Here is a 17140-nt window from a genome sequence, read left to right as displayed (position 1 = left end):
CGATAGCTGAATATATGAAAGTAAGACGATTTCTCTTAAAGGGAAGTCGTCTTTTCTTTGTTTTGAGTTAGAAAAATCCAGATTGTAAATATTTTTAGCTACAGCTAAGAATTTTGTGTTAATGAAAAATTAGTATTTTTATTCGTATAAACCCCATATTGACAGGGTTTCGTGAAAAAGAAGTATAGAGTGAAATATAGGAAATTCCAAATAACATGTTGACAAAACCCTTAAGATGGATTATTTTTTGTACATGGCAATTAAAGTTGCACTGATGCAAATTTATTGGTTTTAGGCAGGACGAGGCTTTCAAGCGTACATAAAAAAAGCAAACCAAATTGAGGAGTGGAGGAGGAAGAGAGATGAAACATCGGAGGATTAGAAGAAGCAGGAAATTCATTGGAGCGGCCATGCTAAGTTTGATGCTGGTATTATCAGCTTGCGCTTCGGGCGAAGCCAAGCAGGAGGGTGCAGCAGGAAAGCAGGCAGGAGATAAGATTCGTGTAGTCACCACGATTGGCCAGATTGCCGAGCCCATCTCCGTGATCGGCGGAGATCGGGTAGAGGTGCTGAGCTTGATGGGACCGGGTGTTGATCCGCACTTATATAATGCTACGCAAGGCGATATTAAGAAATTGGATAGCGGGGATGTCATCTTCTATAGCGGTCTACTATTGGAAGGCAACATGACGGAAATCTTTGAACAGATCGGCAAGAACAAGCCTGTATTAGCCATTGCCGATGCGATCCCGAAGGATCAGCTGCTTCAGGATGACGCGCAGGCCACTGATCCGCATGTGTGGTTTGACATTGATATGTGGAAATTATCGCTGGATTCGGCTGTAGAGAAGCTGAAGACACTATCCCCGAAGGACGCTGATTATTTCGAGAAGAATAAACAGCAATATTTTGCCCAATTAGATGAATTGAAGGCGGAGGCCAAGGATAAGCTGAGCCAGATTCCTGAAGAGCAGCGAGTTATGGTAACTGCGCATGATGCGTTCGGATATTTCGGCCGCATGCACGGCCTGGAAGTCGTTGGTCTGCAGGGCCTGAGCACAGAGGCTGAAATCGGACTCTCGGATATTAATGGAACGATTGATATTCTGTTGCAGCACAAGGTCCCTGCCGTCTTCGTTGAGAGCAGCGTGAATCCTGCTTCGATCAATGCCGTTATTGAAGGTGCGTCTAAGAAAGGGCTGGACTTAAAGCTTGGAGGGGAGCTCTTCTCGGATGCCATGGGCGAGGAAGGCACAACAGAAGGGACGTATATTGGAATGTATCGTCATAATGTCGAAACGATTTATCATGCTTTAAGCGGAGGTGGTGAATAAAATGTCCGTACTTCAAGTTCAAGATCTAAATGCCTCTTATCGTAAAAACAAAGTTCTGCACGATGTCACTTTTGAAGTGGAGCAAGGCTCCCTGACCAGCATCGTAGGGCCAAACGGCGCCGGTAAATCCACACTGTTAAAGGTCATGCTGGAGCTCCATCCCAAATTGTCCGGAGATGTTTCATTCTTCGGCTCAAGCTTAAGCCGTATGAAAACCCGGGTCGGCTATGTTCCGCAGAGGGGGTCCGTAGATTGGGATTTTCCGACCGATGCTCTGGATGTTGTCATGATGGGTCTATATGGTCAGGTGGGTTGGTTTAAACGGCCAAACAAGCATCACAAGGAAAAAGCGATGGCTTCGCTTGACCAAATGGGCATGGCAGACTATGCCGATCGGCAAATCAGTCAGCTTTCAGGCGGACAGCAGCAGCGTGTATTCCTGGCGAGGGCGCTCGTCCAGAATGCTGATCTATATTTCATGGATGAGCCGCTGGCCGGGGTGGACGCCGCAACCGAACGAGCAATCATGACTACGCTCAACGATTTGAAGATGGCGGGTAAAACTGTCATGGTGGTCCATCATGATCTGCAAACCGTAGAGGACTATTTTGACCATGTGCTGCTCCTGAACCGTACGGTCATTGCACACGGAAAGACAGAAGATGTCTTCACGAAGGAGCAGGTGTACCGCGCCTACGGTGGTTCGCTTCGCTGGATGAAGGAGGCGTAATCATGATGAATTCCTTATTATCACCGAATACGCAATGGGTGCTGTTAAGCACGTTAATACTGGGAATGGCTGCAGGGATGATCGGCTGTCTCGCTTATTGGAAACGCCAAAGCTTGATGAGTGATGCGCTGTCCCACGCAGCGCTGCCAGGAGTCGTAGTTGCTTTTGCGCTGACCGGGAGCAAGAACTTGCTCGTCATGATTCTAGGAGCAGCTGTTAGCGCTCTGATCGGCGCGTGGATGATCCAGTGGATTCGCTCCTCAAGCCGCATTAAGGAGGATACTGCCATGGGCATGATCCTATCTGTGTTTTTTGGATTAGGCATCATGCTGCTTACGATCGTCAATCGAACAGCGGGCGGAAATCAGAGTGGGCTCGATAACTTTATATTCGGTCAAGCTGCATCCATGGTCCGCAAGGATGTGGTTACGATGTTAATCTTGGCTGTTCTGGTCATGCTGGTCGTCTTCATTGGTTTTAAGGAGTGGAAGCTGTTTCTCTTCGATCCCGATTTTGCCAAAGGGTTAGGGTTGAACAGTCGACTTATGAATAGCTTATACATGGGAGTCCTCGTGCTCGTTATCGTGATTGGCATCCAGGCGGTCGGTGTCATACTTATGGCGGCTATGCTGATCATACCTGCCGTGAGCGCAAGGTATTGGACGCAATCCTTCAGGATGATGGTCATTCTGTCGGCCATATTCGGAGGTGGATCGGGTTTTGTCGGTACGCTGGTCAGCACCATGGGTAAGGGATGGCCTACAGGACCATTCATCGTGGTGGCATCCTCCGTATTGTTCACGATATCCTTGGTCTTCGGGGCGGAGAAAGGCTTGTTAACCCAAGCATTGCTGCTTCGCTCGCAGAAAAAAGAACATATGGAAGCTGCTAATCCGAATCCATCGGTTCTAAGCCCCCGTTTGTCGGAGAGGGGGAGCAATCAATGACCTATACAGGATGGATATTACTCACGGCTTCGCTCGTTGGTTTGTCTTGCGGGATCGTCGGCGGGTTCCTGATTCTGCGCAGAATGGCGATGATGGCCGATGCCATCAGCCATACCGTGCTGCTGGGTATCGTTACAGCCTATTTAGTCACGAGAGAATTAAGCGGGCCGCATATGCTGATCGGCGCCATTATCGCAGGGCTGCTGACAGCGGTGCTTGTTCAATGGTTTCATTCCCGCGGCGTTCAGCAGGATGCATCGATCGGCGTGGTGTTTACGACCTTGTTTGCCATCGGCGTTATCCTGATCGCTACCCACGTTGGTAATGCACATCTGGATACCAAGCATGCCCTCATGGGTGAGATTACGTTTGTTCCTTGGGATGTCATGCATGTTCCCCTATTGGGTGAAGTGCCAAAGGCTACCTTCATGCTGGCAGCTGTTCTACTCGTCGTTGTCATCGTGATCCTGGCATTCTATAAGGAATGGAAAATAACCTCCTTTGATCCGGCTCTTGCGGCCAGTATCGGCATTCCAGTCGTACTCTTGCACTATGTATTTATGTCACTGGTCTCCATCACAACGGTTGCATCATTCGATGCAGTCGGCGCGATTATGGTGGTAGCCATGCTTATAACACCTGCCGCTGCCGCATACTTGTGGACGGATAAGCTCTCCATCATGCTGGTACTCAGTGGTGCTTTCGGCGTGATGTCTGCATTTATGGGCTACTACATTGCCGTATGGCTGGACACCTCCATCTCCGGATCTATGGCCTTTGCTACCGGAATTGTATTTGTTGTCAGCTTTCTGTGTTCTCCGAAACACGGTATGCTTTCCCGCCATGTCCATAGATTCGGTGCACGTCGCAGCAAGGAGAACATAAAGGGTATATCCTGATAAGAAACGCTTGATGAAGCTTGAGTGGTAAACGCTCAGGCTTCATTTTTTGTTCCAATCTTATCCTTGACGTTGTGGTATAATTGGGAAAATTTTTGTGATTGGCTGTGAGTATTGACGTAATCATGAAGGGGAGATGGCGATGCAGTTGGAGTCAACTAGGCTGATAATCCGGGAATTCGAAGAAGAGGACTTTGCAAGTGTCCATGCTTATGCAGCGGATCTCATCGTTACGGAGTTTACGATGTGGGGGCCGAATACAGAAGAGGATACTGTAAATTATTTAGAAGAGATAAGCCGGATGAAGGAGCAGGATCCTCGAGACAGCTATGAACTGGCACTTGTCCTCAAAGATAGCGGCCGCTTAATCGGGGGTGTTGGTATTCACCGTTCGAAGACGAATGCAGAGCTTGGGTATTGCTTGAATTCCGCTTATTGGGGTCAAGGTTACGCTTCGGAAGCCGCTCTTGCCATGTGCCGCTTCGGATTTAAGGAGCTGGGGGTAAACCGCATCTATGCTACTTGCCGACCAGGCAACGTCAGATCGGCAAGTGTCATGCGCAAGATTGGCATGAAGCAGGAAGGACATCTCCGGCAGCATCTGTGGTTCAAAGGTCGTTTTCATGACTCTTATTTGTTCTCGGTTCTGCGGGAAGATTTCGAAATCTAATACAAATTGTTTGATGTTGAGAAGGAGCAGGTGTCGATCATGAGAGATACAAAATTGTTGACACGCCATAATGGTATATCGATTTACGAGGAAGCGTCAGGCAAAGTGTATTATACCAAGGAGAATTTAAGTGTCGGTTGTCGTACTGGCTAAGCAGAATGATCAGTTGTTGTTGATCCGCCAGTACCGCGCTCCTGTGGATGACTACGTCATTCAGCTTCCTGGAGGGGGCGTAGACCATGGAGAAGACCTGGAATCAGCAGCCCGTCGCGAGATGCTGGAGGAAACAGGCTGCAGCTGTGGTAAGCTTCATTATCTCGGGAAGTTATACCCGGCATCCTGGAGATGTAATGAGATCGCTCATGTTTATTACACAGATGAGGTCATCAGCCAAGCGGAACAACAACTGGAAGGCTACGAGAACATTGACGTCATTAGAATGAGTGTGAAGGATTGCCTGCGTCAAATTAGAGATAACGAGCTTCAGGATTCTGAGCTGATCTTTGCGATGATGCAAGGCTTGCTCAAGGGATTCATTCAGCAATAAACTCGGAGGTTACATACGAACTGGAAATTATCGGATTATTCATGGCTGTTTTCAGTATAATCGCTGCCATCATTGTCATTCGTTATGCTATCAATTCATCTAAAGTCATCATTAGGATGGATGCTATGCTCCAAGAGATGCGATTGCTTCGCAAAGACATGAAAGAGCTCAAAGAGAACAAGCATATTGTGGATAAAAAAGTATAGGCAGGGCACCCCTACAAGATATCCATACAAAGAGTCGTACCTATGCAGAATGCTGTAAAGGTTCGGCTCTTTTTTACGTGGAATTTAGACCAATTCATCATTTATGCTACGGTGACAAACTTGGCGGCCTCCCAAGGAATATAATTCATTATGCATTTAAAGGGGGATTGGAGCATGGGAAGGCATCTGCTGATCTATGATGTGGACTGGTGGATCTTAGGAAAAGATGCAAAGGTAATTAGGCAGCATCATCCCGCTCTGGATCTGATGTCCATCCGGGAATTGGATCGATATTTAGAACTGCACAGCAGCGAGGATATCAATCAGGCTTATGATCGAATAGGTGCGATGTGTCTGGGAATCGCAGCGTATTGTATCTTTAAGCATATCCGAATCGATGCCTCGGCCGCGGTCTCCTATTATTATTTTAGTCAGAACTACGAGACGTTTCGCGAATGGATTAATGATGAACTGATACCCGATCCCGAGTTTCTCAGGCTTGTCATCCCCAGAATCGGTGTGATTGGCGCGATAAACGAAAGACTGAGTCAAATGCTTCGACAGATTGCCCCGGAGGCTAACGTGAAATATATCGGGCATTTTGTGGACCATCAAGTATTCCGGCCATCCGCTGTATTGCGTAGGGAAAGCACGCCTTTTGTAGTAGGTTGGGCTGGTGATCCTGCCAAACGATCCAAGAATTACGCTACATTATATAAGCATATTAGAGACCACTTTCGAGATGATGAACGGATCCGATTTATTGAAACGACTGGAGCATATCCCCATGAAGAGATGCCACAATTTTATCATCAGCTGGATCTGCTGCTCGTCACTTCGGCGAATGAAGGCAGCGCAGCTACAGCGCTGGAAGCCTATGCCTGCGGTGTACCTGTGTTGAGCACCCACGTGGGCAACGTCAAGGCTGCGTCCCACCCGGATGCACATGGCTTAATCCTGGACAGCGATAATCCGGCTGATTTTATCAATGTAATCCATCAATGGATGGGGCAGCAGTGCAAGCTCAGTGACATTGGACAGCAATGCAGGCGTCATATAGAAGCATTTTGGACAATTGAGCAAGTGATTGAAGATTGGCTCACTGTGCTATTCCAGTGGGAGAAGGAGCGACGGTAAGAGGAGGGAAGGCATGTTTGATCAAATATCAGTCCTGATTCCTTATCAATCAGACGGTAACGGACCCAGAGATGCAGCTTTGGAATGGGTGCTGGGTTATTATGCACGGAGTATGCCAGAAGCCCAGATATGTATAGGAGAAATATCAGGTTCTGGGGAACGCTTCAGCAGATCCAAAGCCATCAACTTAGCCTATCGCCAGGCTTCCAAGGACATCCTCGTCATTGCCGATAGCGATATCGTATATGACCCGGATCTGCTGAGGGCGTCCGCTGCCCACGTCACCAGCGGGCAGTGGGTGATTCCCTTCAGCCGAATCCTTCGTCTAGCTGAACACACATCACAATTATTGCTTCGACAGACAAGCGGGTGGCCGCTGGCCGTTAAGCCTGAGATACTTGCCGAGGCGGCCACTGGCTTTGTAGGCGGTTTCAATATGCTCGACCGAAATGCTTATGAAACGGTTGGAGGTTATGATGAACGATTTATCGGATGGGGCGGGGAGGATGAGGCATTTGCCTACGCCCTGGATACTTTGGTCAGCCCCCATATTCGACTGGATGGGGAAATGGTTCATTTTTGGCATCCATTCGTCGGGCCCGATGGCAATCCCCATTACGAATCCAATTATGCGCTGTATCAGCGATATCAGCTCGCACGCGGTGATGAGAAAGAAATGCGACGCTTGATTCAGGAATCAATCTCTCAATAAGGAGGAACGAGTGGCCTATGAAGCTTTCCGTCATTGTACCGGTACTAAATGAAATAACGTTCATTCCATTGTATATAGAAAGCGCAAGCCGTTATGCAGATGAAATCATCATTGCCGACGGTGGGAGCACCGATGGAACCATCGAGCAGATTGAGCGGCTTCAGAAACGGTACCCGATCCGTTTGTTCCATGTTCAGCAGAACGGATTGCCATACACCGAGGACTGGAACGAATCTGAGGTTCGTAATTTTTTGATCGATCAGGCTCAAGGAGACTGGATTATGAATCTGGATATCGATGAGCTGATGGATGACCGATTCGCTGACGTTTTGCCTGAGCTTATGAATCGAAATGACATCGACATCTATCAATTTCCCTTCATTAATTTCTGGGGGGATCCATGGACGGTTCGGATCAATAGTCCTGGCGATGAACGCTGGTCCAATGACATCACCAGAATGTGGCGGGCTATGAAAGGGATACGCTATCGTGATGAGAAGCATCATTGCACACTAGAAGCAGCCGAAGGCAGGAGCATATGGAGTATTCCACGTGGACGGAGCGATGTGAACGTATATCACTACCACTATGCACTCGGTAACAAAATCAAGTTCAATGATAACCGTCGAGGTGATGTTAATGTGCACATGAATCTCGGGCAGCCGGATTGGGATTACAAGCCCGAGACGTATGAGATCGTCACAAGGCCTTATGAAGGCCATCATCCTGAGGTCATTATGAACTATCTAAGTGGCCAGGATGCTTATGAATCAACAGAATAAACGAATAACAGCCCCTCCATGACTGATCTTACATCAATCATAGCGGAGGGGCTGCTTGTTTATTCGACTGCGAACTCCCTTACTCTGCGCTGGCAGAGCGGACCTGTTGAACCGCTTGGGATACACCGATAGAATCCCATACTTGCAGGTTGTCGTTCTGAGCAAGCAAGGATTTCAGTTGTTGTTCATGATAGCTAAGAGAGTCTGCCCAATAATGATCAGCTTGGAGCTGCGGGTGGGTATCCGTTGAGCCGCAATATACTACCTGATCAAATCTCACCTCTGAAAATAGATCAATTCGGTTTGTAAAATACAGCCGCGGACCTATTTTTCGGGTTCCTACGATGAGATCACCAAGATATACATGGGTATATACCACCACTAGTAGATTCTCATCCTCGCATAGTCCCTTCACGATCTGCTGCCAGCGCCGGGTATTAGTTTCCCATACGGTAAGTCCGAGCACCAGCACGACCTTCTTTCCGGCTTGGTTGACTCTGGTCGCGATATCTTCCGGACGATCCACCATATGGAAAATGCTATCCGGTCCTTTTGGCATTCTCCACGGTTTGCGCCACTTTTGCTCATAGAACGCTTTGTTTTTGTTCCATAATGCGTCATAGACATGATCTTTCAGTTTCTTGATCGTTACGCTTCCGTGATGATAAACAAAGGCGTCTTCAACGATGGCCAAGCGGTACCCTGTACTCCGGACTCGCTCGCAATAATCATCGTCCTCAAACATCCCAATGCCATAAGCGGGATCCAGTGCGCCCACATGTTCCCACACACTTCGTCTAAGGGCAACGCAGAAAAATCCAAGCAAGTCGGTATAGCGGTATCTTCGCCGGTAATGCTCATAGAATTCGCTAAGCCATCGAGGATGGGCGCCTTGAACGGCATCCCCTATAAAATGATCCAGCGCCTGATCATTCCCCACATGATTGGACATCGGTCCCGTCATAGCCAGCATATCATCTTCCTGAAAAGGTCTAAGCAAACGGGAGATCCAGCTTCCATCGGGGACAAGCGTATCATTGTTAAGCAGAATTATATATTCTCCCGTAGATTGCCCGCATCCCAGCGTGTTGCCGGCAGCAAAGCCGAGATTTGTAGACGAGGTGATCACTTTGATCAACGGATGATTCAGAATCCTAAGGCAAGAAGAAGTCTGATCCGTCGAAGCATTATCCACGATGATCACTTCCAGGTTCGGATAATGCCCTGGTTGAAGGAGCCGATGAAGACATTGCTGCGTATAGGACCAATTATTATGAACGACCAGGATGATACTGACCTTGGGATATAGATACTTCATTATATCTGCGTGAAGGGCTTCATAGCGCCGATTCCAATTGTTAAGCTTCGCAAACTGTTGTCTCTGTTCAATAATGTGATCATCGGACTCAAGAAGAGCAGCTTCGATGGCCTCTTCAAATTGTACGGGAGTACCCGCAATTTTGACCAGATTAGGCGCAACTGCCTTTACTTCAGGTAGTTCCGTAGAGACGACCGGTTTTCCGGCTGCCAAATATTCATATAATTTGACCGGGTTGGTAGCTTGGGTTAATTCGTTCTTTACGAACGGAATTAATGCCACATGGAACCGATGTAAATACGCAGGGAGCTCATGATATGGCTTTTCTCCTAGCAACCATACGTTATTCAGCTTCTCGACCGAGGAGGTATCGCAGCCAAAGGTGTGTCCAATGAGGACGAAAGCCCAATCCGGTCGATTCTTGGCCAGTGTCTCGATGAGTTGAATATCAAACCAGTCGGAAATTGCTCCGTAATAACCAATAATGGGCTGATGGATGTCTGCCAGTTCCGGGGGGGCATCATTAGGCGGATTAGAGAAATGGAGAGTATCAGCCGCATTGCGGATTAGAACTGTGGAAGGGTTATATGGTGCAGCCCAGTCGAATAAATGCTGAGAGGTCGTAACCACAAGTCCTGCTCTTTGAAGGAGCTGTTCCTCTTCCAGGAGCATCGTTTTGTCGTTCGTAGTGAAGCCGGCATGGTGGTCCATGCAGTCGTAGATGATTTGATGCTGATCCATTGCGTCAACGAGTGGCGTCCAGAACGGAAGGTCGACGATGGAGACCAGCTGGGTCAAGCCAAACTTCTCTCGGACATGCTCAACCGACCACAGTAAATACTGGATATCCCAATGATCCATTTGATCTTGATATAGATTCAACGGCCGCTTGGCGCATAAGGTGACCATCCATATATTGCGGTCGATATTGGTAACCTTGATTTGGCGGCTGATTTGTTCTCGTGATGCTTCTTCTACACCTATTCCAATGATCACCGGAGACACGTAGAACACCCGATGGCCCTGCAGTGCAAACTGCTCCGACAACTGCTGAGGACGCTGCCAGCGAAACTGCCAATCGATCACGGGAAAGCGCATGATGTCGTACCGTGACAATGCTGGAGATTCGGGATTATCTATGGTTTGCACAATGGGTATCGCGGATTGGGCGGGTTCCGGATTCACATGATGAACGGACCGAGCTTGATTAGATGAGCAAACGGATGAGGAAATGGGAGGCGACTGCCTCCTTCTGCCGTAGTTCAGCCCCGAGCGGCGCTGCTTCCTTAAGCGCAAAGCCGATGGACGGGACGCCGATTTGCGGCCGCGGTGCTGCTTGATTTGTTTCAAGACTAGCCTCCTCTCTGGTACATGGGTCTATTTAACAAAATATGTATCAATCAAAAAATCTGTATGGGTAGAACACCAGATGAAGCGGAAATACCACAAAAGATTGGAATGAAGCAATTGATTCAGGGCTTTAGATGATTACGGGCTTAGGCCCTTTCCTTAACATAGTCAATCCCGGTTGCCATTGTCCCGGTAATTACATAAAGTACCAATGACTATCCATAAGGAGGGACACTTGTGAGGAGATATTGGAACAGGAGTCATGTCGGACAATGCAATGAAATCACAGGCCATAAAAAGAAGAAGCGGAGAACTTCCCCGCATCCGGTGTGGAAGAAGCTTCTATTGCTGCGTCGAAAGCTCATGCGCAGCTTGACACAGATTCGGTTAATGATTGCACGACTGAATTCACGGATCAATGCACTGCAGGAACAGGTTAATGATTTACAAGGGACACCTAGCAGCAGTGTTATGGCTTTGTTAAGAGGAAAGCTAAACACCCGAATTACGGTTGAAACAACGGCTGGATCTGTATTCGGGACGCTTATCGCGATCGGAGAGGATTATGTCCAGATTGCCGAGCCGAATGGCAGCATAGCCATTATTCCGCTCCGTAGTTTCTTGTCTGTCGCATGAACAAAGACGGGAGGAAGAAAAGAAAATGAATTATTCAGAAATTCTGGCTACATTCATAGGCAGGTCGGTAGAAGTTATTCAGACTAATCAGTTTCTGCTAGGTCAGTTGCGTTCTGCAGCTGATGGATTCATTACGGTGGAGGTAGTGAGCTCGAATTATATTCCCACCTCACAAGTGGTCACCGTATTCACTGATGGTATTTCATTCGTGCGCATTCTGCCCGCTTGATTGGTTTCCTGCTTCGGGTGTGGAAATCTTGTCTTTCATGGAGTTCTTCCATATTGCATATTGATGGGGGTGGCGATGAGTCATACTGGACATTCTTAATCGTCGGTGGTAAAGCGCCTCTGGCACATGAAGAAGCTCATGGCTTCTGGATAGCTTCATCAATAGTGCGATATCCTCATACAATCTCCCGCCGTATACGTGATGATGATCCCAGCCGCCCAGCTGTTTGAGTACCGAGACATCATACATGCGGGGAGCAACTGCTGGGGCTTCGTCCAGGAGCTTTGAAGGTGACATGGAGGCGGGTGCAGCTCTAACTCCTTGATAGATCAGCTGTTTACTTGCACGTTCGACCCACTCGATATGATCAGCATAGATGAGGGCAACACCCTGTTCCATGTCTGCTCTTAGCAGCAGGCGCTCCAGCGCGAAGGGAGAAAGCCAGTCATCGGCATCCAGCTCCAGCAACCACGCGGCCTTCGCCACATTTAAAATGCGGTTTAGCGCCTGCGCTTTTCCTGAATTCTGCTTCTGGCGAATCAGATTTATGCGCGGATCCGGGGGCAGTCTCATTAAATAATGGGATGTCCTCTCTTCGGTAGAACCATCATCGAGAATGACCAGTTCCCAAGCTTCGCAGGTCTGTGCCATTACGGATCGGACAGCCCAAGGAAGATAGGCGCCATCGTTATAAGTGCATAGAGCTATGGTCACTAGCGGGGAGCAGCCAGTGAGCGGAGCCTGCTTGTATCCTTGGGCTGTTGCTTGGAGAAGAGGCCATAATGCATGCCATTCCTCGGATTCCTTCATCCAAGCAGGAGCTTTCCGCTCGTGACGAAAGATGGAGTTGGAAACCACTTCCGTCCATTCGTATCGGGTCGATAGCTCAAGCATTTTATCTGTTAATACGTATTTTTGGAAAGGGAACTTCTCTATAGCCGTAAAGCCCGGTGAGGGATCATTTAGGACAAGCTCCGTACGCCATAACAAGGGAACCTGGGGAGCCTGAGCGGGAGAGCTTGGCGTCTTCTTGGATATTTCAGCTGAACCCTGGGTACGTGCGGTATTTAAGATATAACCAGCGGAATTATCAGGGGATGTTTCGAGCCATCCTTCTATTTCTTTCTTTGCATGTGGAAGCAACACGTCTCCCGCGTGGAGGGTCATGAACCATGGATACGATTCTTCGCAGAGAGTCTGATTCACCATTGCTGCGGACTCCTCTTCGTTATGTATCAAGATGACGCGCGCATCGGAAAAAGCATGTTTCACGGAAGCTGCAGTCTTCCCGGATAAGTGAGGAGATACACCTGGAAGAATAAATACCAGCATGGCCATCCAGCTCCTTTTTCGCATCCTCATAGTGCATCCAAGCGGATCAACTCGGTTCTGTCTATCGTATGCCCATATCCTTGGGAGAGATACAACATTGTTTGTTGCGATGCTGAAGTTTATCAGGAATAATAAAGTTTAGAACAAAAATTCGGAGAGGGGGCTTAAATCACATGAATTCGAATCAACGTGAGATCATTCAACAAGCTCAAGATTTTGCACGCGCCGTGCATGGAGAGGATTCCAGCGGCCATGATTGGTGGCATATCCAGCGTGTTACAAGGATTGCCAGGATTCTGGCTTATCTTGAAGGTGCAAATTCATACCTGTGTGAACTGTCCGCGTATCTCCATGACATCGCTGATGAGAAACTGAATGAATCGAAGGAAGCGGGTTACAAACGGGTTCAGAAATGGCTGATGCAGACCGGAGTCGAAGCCTCTGACCAGGAGCTTGTGCTGGAGATCATCAGTACAATGTCATTCTCAGGCGGTTCAGGGCGGCCGATGCGCACTTTGGAAGGTCAGATCGTACAGGATGCTGATCGTCTGGATGCAATTGGCGCCATCGGGGTTGCCCGTTCATTTGCATATTCGGGATGGAAGGGACAGAGCATGTATGATCCTGCTATCCCGCTTCGTACACAAATGACACGTGAAGAGTATCGTAAGGGCCAGAGCACAGTCATTAACCATTTTTACGAGAAGCTTCTAAAGCTGAAAAACCTGTTGAATACAGAATCGGCAAAGCTCCTTGCGAATGGCAAGCACCAGGAAGTCGAACTGTTTCTCAGGGCGTTCGATAAAGAGTGGGCGATGGGAAATGAAGCATATCTACACGAATCCCCGATTCATCGCGGGCATGTGTCACGTATCCATATTGCCTTCGATGATTCGACGGCAGGCTCGTTAAGAATCATGCTGCGATCAAAACCCGGGGAGATGGTAGTCACGCTGGGTGATAACCTGATGGTTGGACCGCTTGTGAAGGATCAAGACTTCTCCCGTTCGTTTGCTGCCCGGAATGATTGGTTTCAAGCGCGGTACAGCGCTTCGGATGCGGATGAGAAAAAGTCAATGCTGCTGGAGTCGGCCGTGGATTGGTTGATATGGCCGCAGCAGTTAATGGAATGGCCTTGTGTCATATGGACAGGGAATGCTGCTTCGGAACAGTTAGGCCTGCGCAGGCTGTTATCGCTAATACCGGACCATCCTAACGCTGTGCTGTTGAATGCGACAAGTATTCTTCATAGGCTAAATCCGAATGTTTCCTATAGAGGAACGTTTGAGATGGGACCGGATTCACTTCAGAACGTGCTGGACAACACCGAGCATGTTAGGCTATCTCTGCAAGAACAGGCCAGTTACCGCGAAGATTGGCAGCGACTCCTGAACGAAGATGGGACCTTTCGGGTGCTGCAACGTGACGTATTAGTTACGGTTCCTGAGTCTTACTATGATGACGAAATATTGAAGGCAGCATATCGCATTGAAGCCAGGAACGGATTCTATAAGAAGTCAGCCCGCATTGTAGGAGAAGTGATTGGTCATGGTGAATTGGCTGTTTCCGATTCTTTCATCGAATATCGGGTTCGCCACTTGATCCAGCAAGGAGCATTTAACTATACCGGCGAGCTGGATGCCATGCGAAATTACAGTGTTTCTCTTGTTGATCCTTCAACACCCGAGGAGCAGTGGAGCAATGAACAGCGATTAGCCAAGAGCATGAAGGTGAAGATGCTGCTTGAAGAGATGATGGAGATTCATCTAGCAGAGCGAGGAATCATGGAACAACTAAGTCAGATGGATGTTGCCGAGCTTAATCTGCCTGTTTCCAAGACAGAAACCGAATCACCTGTGAGCGACATACAATCCCATATCGATGGGTTAATGATTACATACAAGACTCATATAGAACAACGGGGCTCCATGATGGATTCATTGGTGAAGATACTGAGCCGACTGGATAATGCAGATCCTAACGAGTAAGGGAGCACGATGTACCTAGGATCAATGATAACAACACAGAGAATATACACAGAAAGCGGTGGGGATATGTTATTTACGACTGAGGAAATACAGATTATTAGAGAACAGGCACTTGAGATGGACAAGCATAGACGAGTATCTCCAGAGATGCTGAGGACGATTTATGATCATCGATTGTTTCATCTGTTTGTTCCCGATGAGCTTGAGGGAAGAATGACTACGCTTCCGGAGGCTACGCGTATTTTTCAGGAAAGCGCCAGAATCGATGGCAATTTAGGATGGTTGGTTACGATAGGTGCAGGTGGAGGCTTTTTTGCTGCATACATGTCTGCCGAGATCAGCCGGCGGTTATTTGCACATCGCGAAGCAGTGATAGCAGGCAGCGGCATGCCGACAGGCACGGCAAGGAAGGTGGACGGAGGATATATCGTTAATGGAAGCTGGAAATATTGCAGTGGATCAACTTATGCAACGACCTTTACAGCCAATGCTGTCATAGATTCGGGTTCTACGGATCATGATGCTGGAAATGATGGAGCCTCATTGACTCGTGTTGAGCCCGAGATTCGTTCCTTCATTCTGCATCCGGATCAGGTCAAGATCGTGGAGGATTGGAATGCCTTTGGACTTCGGGCAACAGCCAGTCATACGATTTCGGCTGCAGATTCCTTCGTCTCCTCTGAGATGACATTCTCCCTTGCAGAATCCATAGAGTATGAGGAAGAAGCAATCTACCAGTATCCCTTTCTACCTTTTGCGCAGGTATCATTTGCCGCTGTTGCAGCTGGAATCGCGGATCATTTTCTTGAGGCAGCCGAGTCGCTTGCGATGCAGCGGAATCGTTCGGCCCTAGTGTTCGACAAGTTGAACAAATGCAAGGCTGCACTTGAGCAAGCCCTTTCTACTTTTTATGAAACGGTCGAAGACTCGTGGAGGGAACTTAAGCGGGATGGCAGGCTGGCGGAGGACACCGAAGCTGGTGTGACAGCAGCTAGTCTAGCAGCAGTCCAAGCCGCGCTATCCTGTGGCCAACACGTTTTTCCGCTGCTAGGACTGTCTGCCGCCATGGAGGATACCGAAGTCAACCGCTGCTGGAGGGATCTTCAAACGGCATGCTCGCATGCCCTATTAAGAAACGACTGAACGACACAAAAACCATGAACTGCTACAAAGCGGTTCATGGTTTTTTGCTCATAACGAGATCCCTTGCTGTCTTTATCGGAACTTACCATAATCTTTGATCTTCACTTCAAATGAGCATTCAACCGGCAGCTTCTCCAGCTCTTCTCGCCAGTTCATTTGTTTCCACTGTTTATAACCGACCGAATTGCGGACGTATTTGCCGATCCCGATATTATCTAATTGGTGCTGTTTCATAAGCGAGATCATGGCATTGGCTTTTTTGGTTAACTCCTTACTGATCCTTTGCTCCAGCTCATGCCGCTCCCGGTCATTACTTAATCTGGCATCGCCGATGTATTCCAGTACAGAGCCGGTAACTTTAACGTGATATGTTACTTTTTCAATACCTTCAGTGCCATGGACAACTTTGACTTTCCGTGAACTGATTAACGAGCTGAACATGACGATTTCTTTGTCGCCACCGGTATCCGCCAGTTCCAAACTGATTTGGCCTTCTCTGAAGCTGCCCTTCAGAAAGGCGAAGACCAATGCGTTCTGAGGTTCGATCTTCGTTACATAACGATCATCTTTAAATAACGCGATTCCGTTTGTCGTTATATAATTGTCTGCATGCTTCTTCAGAATCGGCGCAACGGGGTCTGTGCCCTCATCAAAGTAGTCTCTGGCAAATATAAACAGAGTTACCTTTGGAATGGTCTGTCCCAGTGCTTCCTTCTCAAGCAGCATATCAATATACCGGCCTGTACGCGGATGCTGCTTGTAATCTTCAATTAACAGTTCGCCTGCATTGCCTTCAACCACGCTGACTTTCACTTGGGAAGAGATGGACGGATCTCGAAATAAGGTATCCAGATGTCCATGCAGTCCATGTTCAGCCATGGATTGACCGAACAATACGTTGCGCAGCTGGCCGCTCACCACCATCATACCTGTCTCGCGGGAGACTTTCATTGTCGCTTCCTTACTGCTTGCTGCTACTGCTGACAACACTTCTCGATTAGCAGTCGTTTCCGGATCTGCCTGCGGGATCGAAAATGAAATGGATAGCTTTCCATCCGGAAGAATATCGTAACTGACAGTTTGAATGAATCCCAAACTTTCCAGGATGCGCTGATCTCCGCAGCCTGATAGAGGGATGATGCATACCAGAAGGAGCCAACTTATGAATTTCTTTAACATA

General features: G+C 48.2%; 17 protein-coding genes. 14 read left to right on the top strand and 3 right to left on the bottom strand.

Going from position 1 to position 17140, the window contains the following annotated elements; all coding sequences use genetic code 11:
- Nucleotides 1-362 precede the first annotated feature (362 nt).
- From AM231_RS11070 to AM231_RS11030, 10 genes are all read left to right on the top strand, one after another.
- A complete protein-coding gene (locus tag AM231_RS11070; protein ID WP_054402655.1) occupies nt 363-1334 on the top strand; it encodes a metal ABC transporter solute-binding protein, Zn/Mn family in 972 nt (323 codons plus the stop codon).
- A gap of 1 nt (nt 1335) precedes the next feature.
- Complete coding sequence (locus AM231_RS11065; RefSeq protein WP_054402654.1) at nt 1336-2064, top strand: metal ABC transporter ATP-binding protein; 729 nt, start codon at nt 1336-1338, stop codon at nt 2062-2064.
- Nucleotides 2065-2066: 2 nt separating this feature from the next.
- Nucleotides 2067-3011, top strand: coding sequence for a metal ABC transporter permease (locus tag AM231_RS11060; RefSeq protein ID WP_054402653.1), 945 nt, complete (start codon nt 2067-2069; stop codon nt 3009-3011).
- A complete protein-coding gene (locus AM231_RS11055; protein ID WP_054402652.1) occupies nt 3008-3910 on the top strand; it encodes a metal ABC transporter permease in 903 nt (300 codons plus the stop codon). The genes AM231_RS11060 and AM231_RS11055 overlap by 4 nt, the downstream gene beginning before the upstream one ends.
- Nucleotides 3911-4052: 142 nt before the next feature.
- Nucleotides 4053-4580 (top strand): GNAT family N-acetyltransferase, encoded by a 528-nt coding sequence (locus tag AM231_RS11050; protein ID WP_054402651.1) that lies wholly within the window; start codon nt 4053-4055, stop codon nt 4578-4580.
- Nucleotides 4581-4710: 130 nt separating this feature from the next.
- Nucleotides 4711-5127, top strand: coding sequence for an NUDIX hydrolase (locus AM231_RS11045; protein ID WP_242615122.1), 417 nt, complete (start codon nt 4711-4713; stop codon nt 5125-5127).
- Between the two features lie 41 nt (nt 5128-5168).
- Nucleotides 5169-5333, top strand: coding sequence for a hypothetical protein (locus AM231_RS29030; RefSeq protein WP_165593387.1), 165 nt, complete (start codon nt 5169-5171; stop codon nt 5331-5333).
- Between the two features lie 174 nt (nt 5334-5507).
- Entirely contained in the window at nt 5508-6470 is a 963-nt protein-coding gene (locus AM231_RS11040) for a glycosyltransferase family 4 protein (protein ID WP_054402650.1), read from the top strand.
- Nucleotides 6471-6483: 13 nt separating this feature from the next.
- Nucleotides 6484-7182: a galactosyltransferase-related protein gene (locus tag AM231_RS11035; protein ID WP_054402649.1), complete on the top strand. Its 699-nt coding sequence runs from the start codon at nt 6484-6486 to the stop codon at nt 7180-7182.
- Between the two features lie 17 nt (nt 7183-7199).
- Nucleotides 7200-7964: a glycosyltransferase gene (locus AM231_RS11030; protein WP_053493052.1), complete on the top strand. Its 765-nt coding sequence runs from the start codon at nt 7200-7202 to the stop codon at nt 7962-7964.
- A gap of 79 nt (nt 7965-8043) precedes the next feature.
- Here AM231_RS11030 and AM231_RS11025 read toward each other — a convergent pair whose 3' ends face one another.
- The gene (locus tag AM231_RS11025) at nt 8044-10632 is read right to left on the bottom strand and encodes a glycosyltransferase (RefSeq protein ID WP_054402648.1); all 2589 of its coding nucleotides are present in this window, start codon (nt 10630-10632) and stop codon (nt 8044-8046) included.
- A gap of 237 nt (nt 10633-10869) precedes the next feature.
- Between AM231_RS11025 and AM231_RS11020 the strand changes: the two genes are divergently transcribed.
- Together AM231_RS11020 and AM231_RS11015 are read left to right on the top strand one after the other, a co-directional pair.
- Nucleotides 10870-11268 carry a DUF2642 domain-containing protein gene (locus tag AM231_RS11020; RefSeq protein ID WP_242615121.1) on the top strand — a complete coding sequence of 133 codons (399 nt, stop codon included), beginning with the start codon at nt 10870-10872 and terminating at the stop codon, nt 11266-11268.
- 25 nt (nt 11269-11293) lie between these two features.
- Nucleotides 11294-11497: a hypothetical protein gene (locus tag AM231_RS11015; RefSeq protein ID WP_053493054.1), complete on the top strand. Its 204-nt coding sequence runs from the start codon at nt 11294-11296 to the stop codon at nt 11495-11497.
- Here AM231_RS11015 and AM231_RS11010 read toward each other — a convergent pair.
- Nucleotides 11471-12829, bottom strand: coding sequence for a glycosyltransferase family 2 protein (locus AM231_RS11010; RefSeq protein ID WP_082341601.1), 1359 nt, complete (start codon nt 12827-12829; stop codon nt 11471-11473). The genes AM231_RS11015 and AM231_RS11010 overlap by 27 nt on opposite strands.
- Before the next feature lie 173 nt (nt 12830-13002).
- On the opposite strand from AM231_RS11010, the gene AM231_RS11005 reads away from it, so the two are divergent.
- The gene (locus AM231_RS11005; protein WP_054402647.1) at nt 13003-14817 is read left to right on the top strand and encodes a DUF3658 domain-containing protein; all 1815 of its coding nucleotides are present in this window, start codon (nt 13003-13005) and stop codon (nt 14815-14817) included.
- Between the two features lie 66 nt (nt 14818-14883).
- On the top strand, nt 14884-15960 hold the full coding sequence (locus AM231_RS11000) for an acyl-CoA dehydrogenase family protein (RefSeq protein WP_054402646.1): 1077 nt from the start codon (nt 14884-14886) through the stop codon (nt 15958-15960).
- Nucleotides 15961-16032: 72 nt separating this feature from the next.
- Here AM231_RS11000 and AM231_RS10995 read toward each other — a convergent pair whose 3' ends face one another.
- Nucleotides 16033-17139 (bottom strand): Ger(x)C family spore germination protein, encoded by a 1107-nt coding sequence (locus tag AM231_RS10995; RefSeq protein WP_054403622.1) that lies wholly within the window; start codon nt 17137-17139, stop codon nt 16033-16035.
- Between the last annotated feature and the right edge of the window lies 1 nt (nt 17140).

The organism is Paenibacillus solani (genome assembly GCF_001277345.1).
GTDB classification, from domain to species: Bacteria; Bacillota; Bacilli; order Paenibacillales; family Paenibacillaceae; genus Paenibacillus_AQ; species Paenibacillus_AQ solani.
The sequence above is the reverse complement of the archived record's forward strand: the minus strand, read 5'-3'. Positions and strand labels throughout refer to the sequence as shown.

Bases quoted from the DNA above. Each gene is read 5' to 3' on its own strand.
- AM231_RS11065 (WP_054402654.1), top strand. From the start codon at position 1,336: ATGTCCGTACTTCAAGTTCAAGATCTAAATGCCTCTTATCGTAAAAAC.
- AM231_RS11015 (WP_053493054.1), top strand. From the start codon at position 11,294: ATGAATTATTCAGAAATTCTGGCTACATTCATAGGCAGGTCGGTAGAA.
- AM231_RS11035 (WP_054402649.1), top strand. From the start codon at position 6,484: ATGTTTGATCAAATATCAGTCCTGATTCCTTATCAATCAGACGGTAAC.
- AM231_RS11050 (WP_054402651.1), top strand. From the start codon at position 4,053: ATGCAGTTGGAGTCAACTAGGCTGATAATCCGGGAATTCGAAGAAGAG.
- AM231_RS11010 (WP_082341601.1), bottom strand. From the start codon at position 12,829: ATGCTGGTATTTATTCTTCCAGGTGTATCTCCTCACTTATCCGGGAAG.
- AM231_RS11005 (WP_054402647.1), top strand. From the start codon at position 13,003: ATGAATTCGAATCAACGTGAGATCATTCAACAAGCTCAAGATTTTGCA.
- AM231_RS11060 (WP_054402653.1), top strand. From the start codon at position 2,067: ATGATGAATTCCTTATTATCACCGAATACGCAATGGGTGCTGTTAAGC.
- AM231_RS29030 (WP_165593387.1), top strand. From the start codon at position 5,169: ATGGCTGTTTTCAGTATAATCGCTGCCATCATTGTCATTCGTTATGCT.
- AM231_RS11030 (WP_053493052.1), top strand. From the start codon at position 7,200: ATGAAGCTTTCCGTCATTGTACCGGTACTAAATGAAATAACGTTCATT.
- AM231_RS10995 (WP_054403622.1), bottom strand. From the start codon at position 17,139: ATGTTAAAGAAATTCATAAGTTGGCTCCTTCTGGTATGCATCATCCCT.
- AM231_RS11000 (WP_054402646.1), top strand. From the start codon at position 14,884: ATGTTATTTACGACTGAGGAAATACAGATTATTAGAGAACAGGCACTT.
- AM231_RS11040 (WP_054402650.1), top strand. From the start codon at position 5,508: ATGGGAAGGCATCTGCTGATCTATGATGTGGACTGGTGGATCTTAGGA.
- AM231_RS11055 (WP_054402652.1), top strand. From the start codon at position 3,008: ATGACCTATACAGGATGGATATTACTCACGGCTTCGCTCGTTGGTTTG.
- AM231_RS11070 (WP_054402655.1), top strand. From the start codon at position 363: ATGAAACATCGGAGGATTAGAAGAAGCAGGAAATTCATTGGAGCGGCC.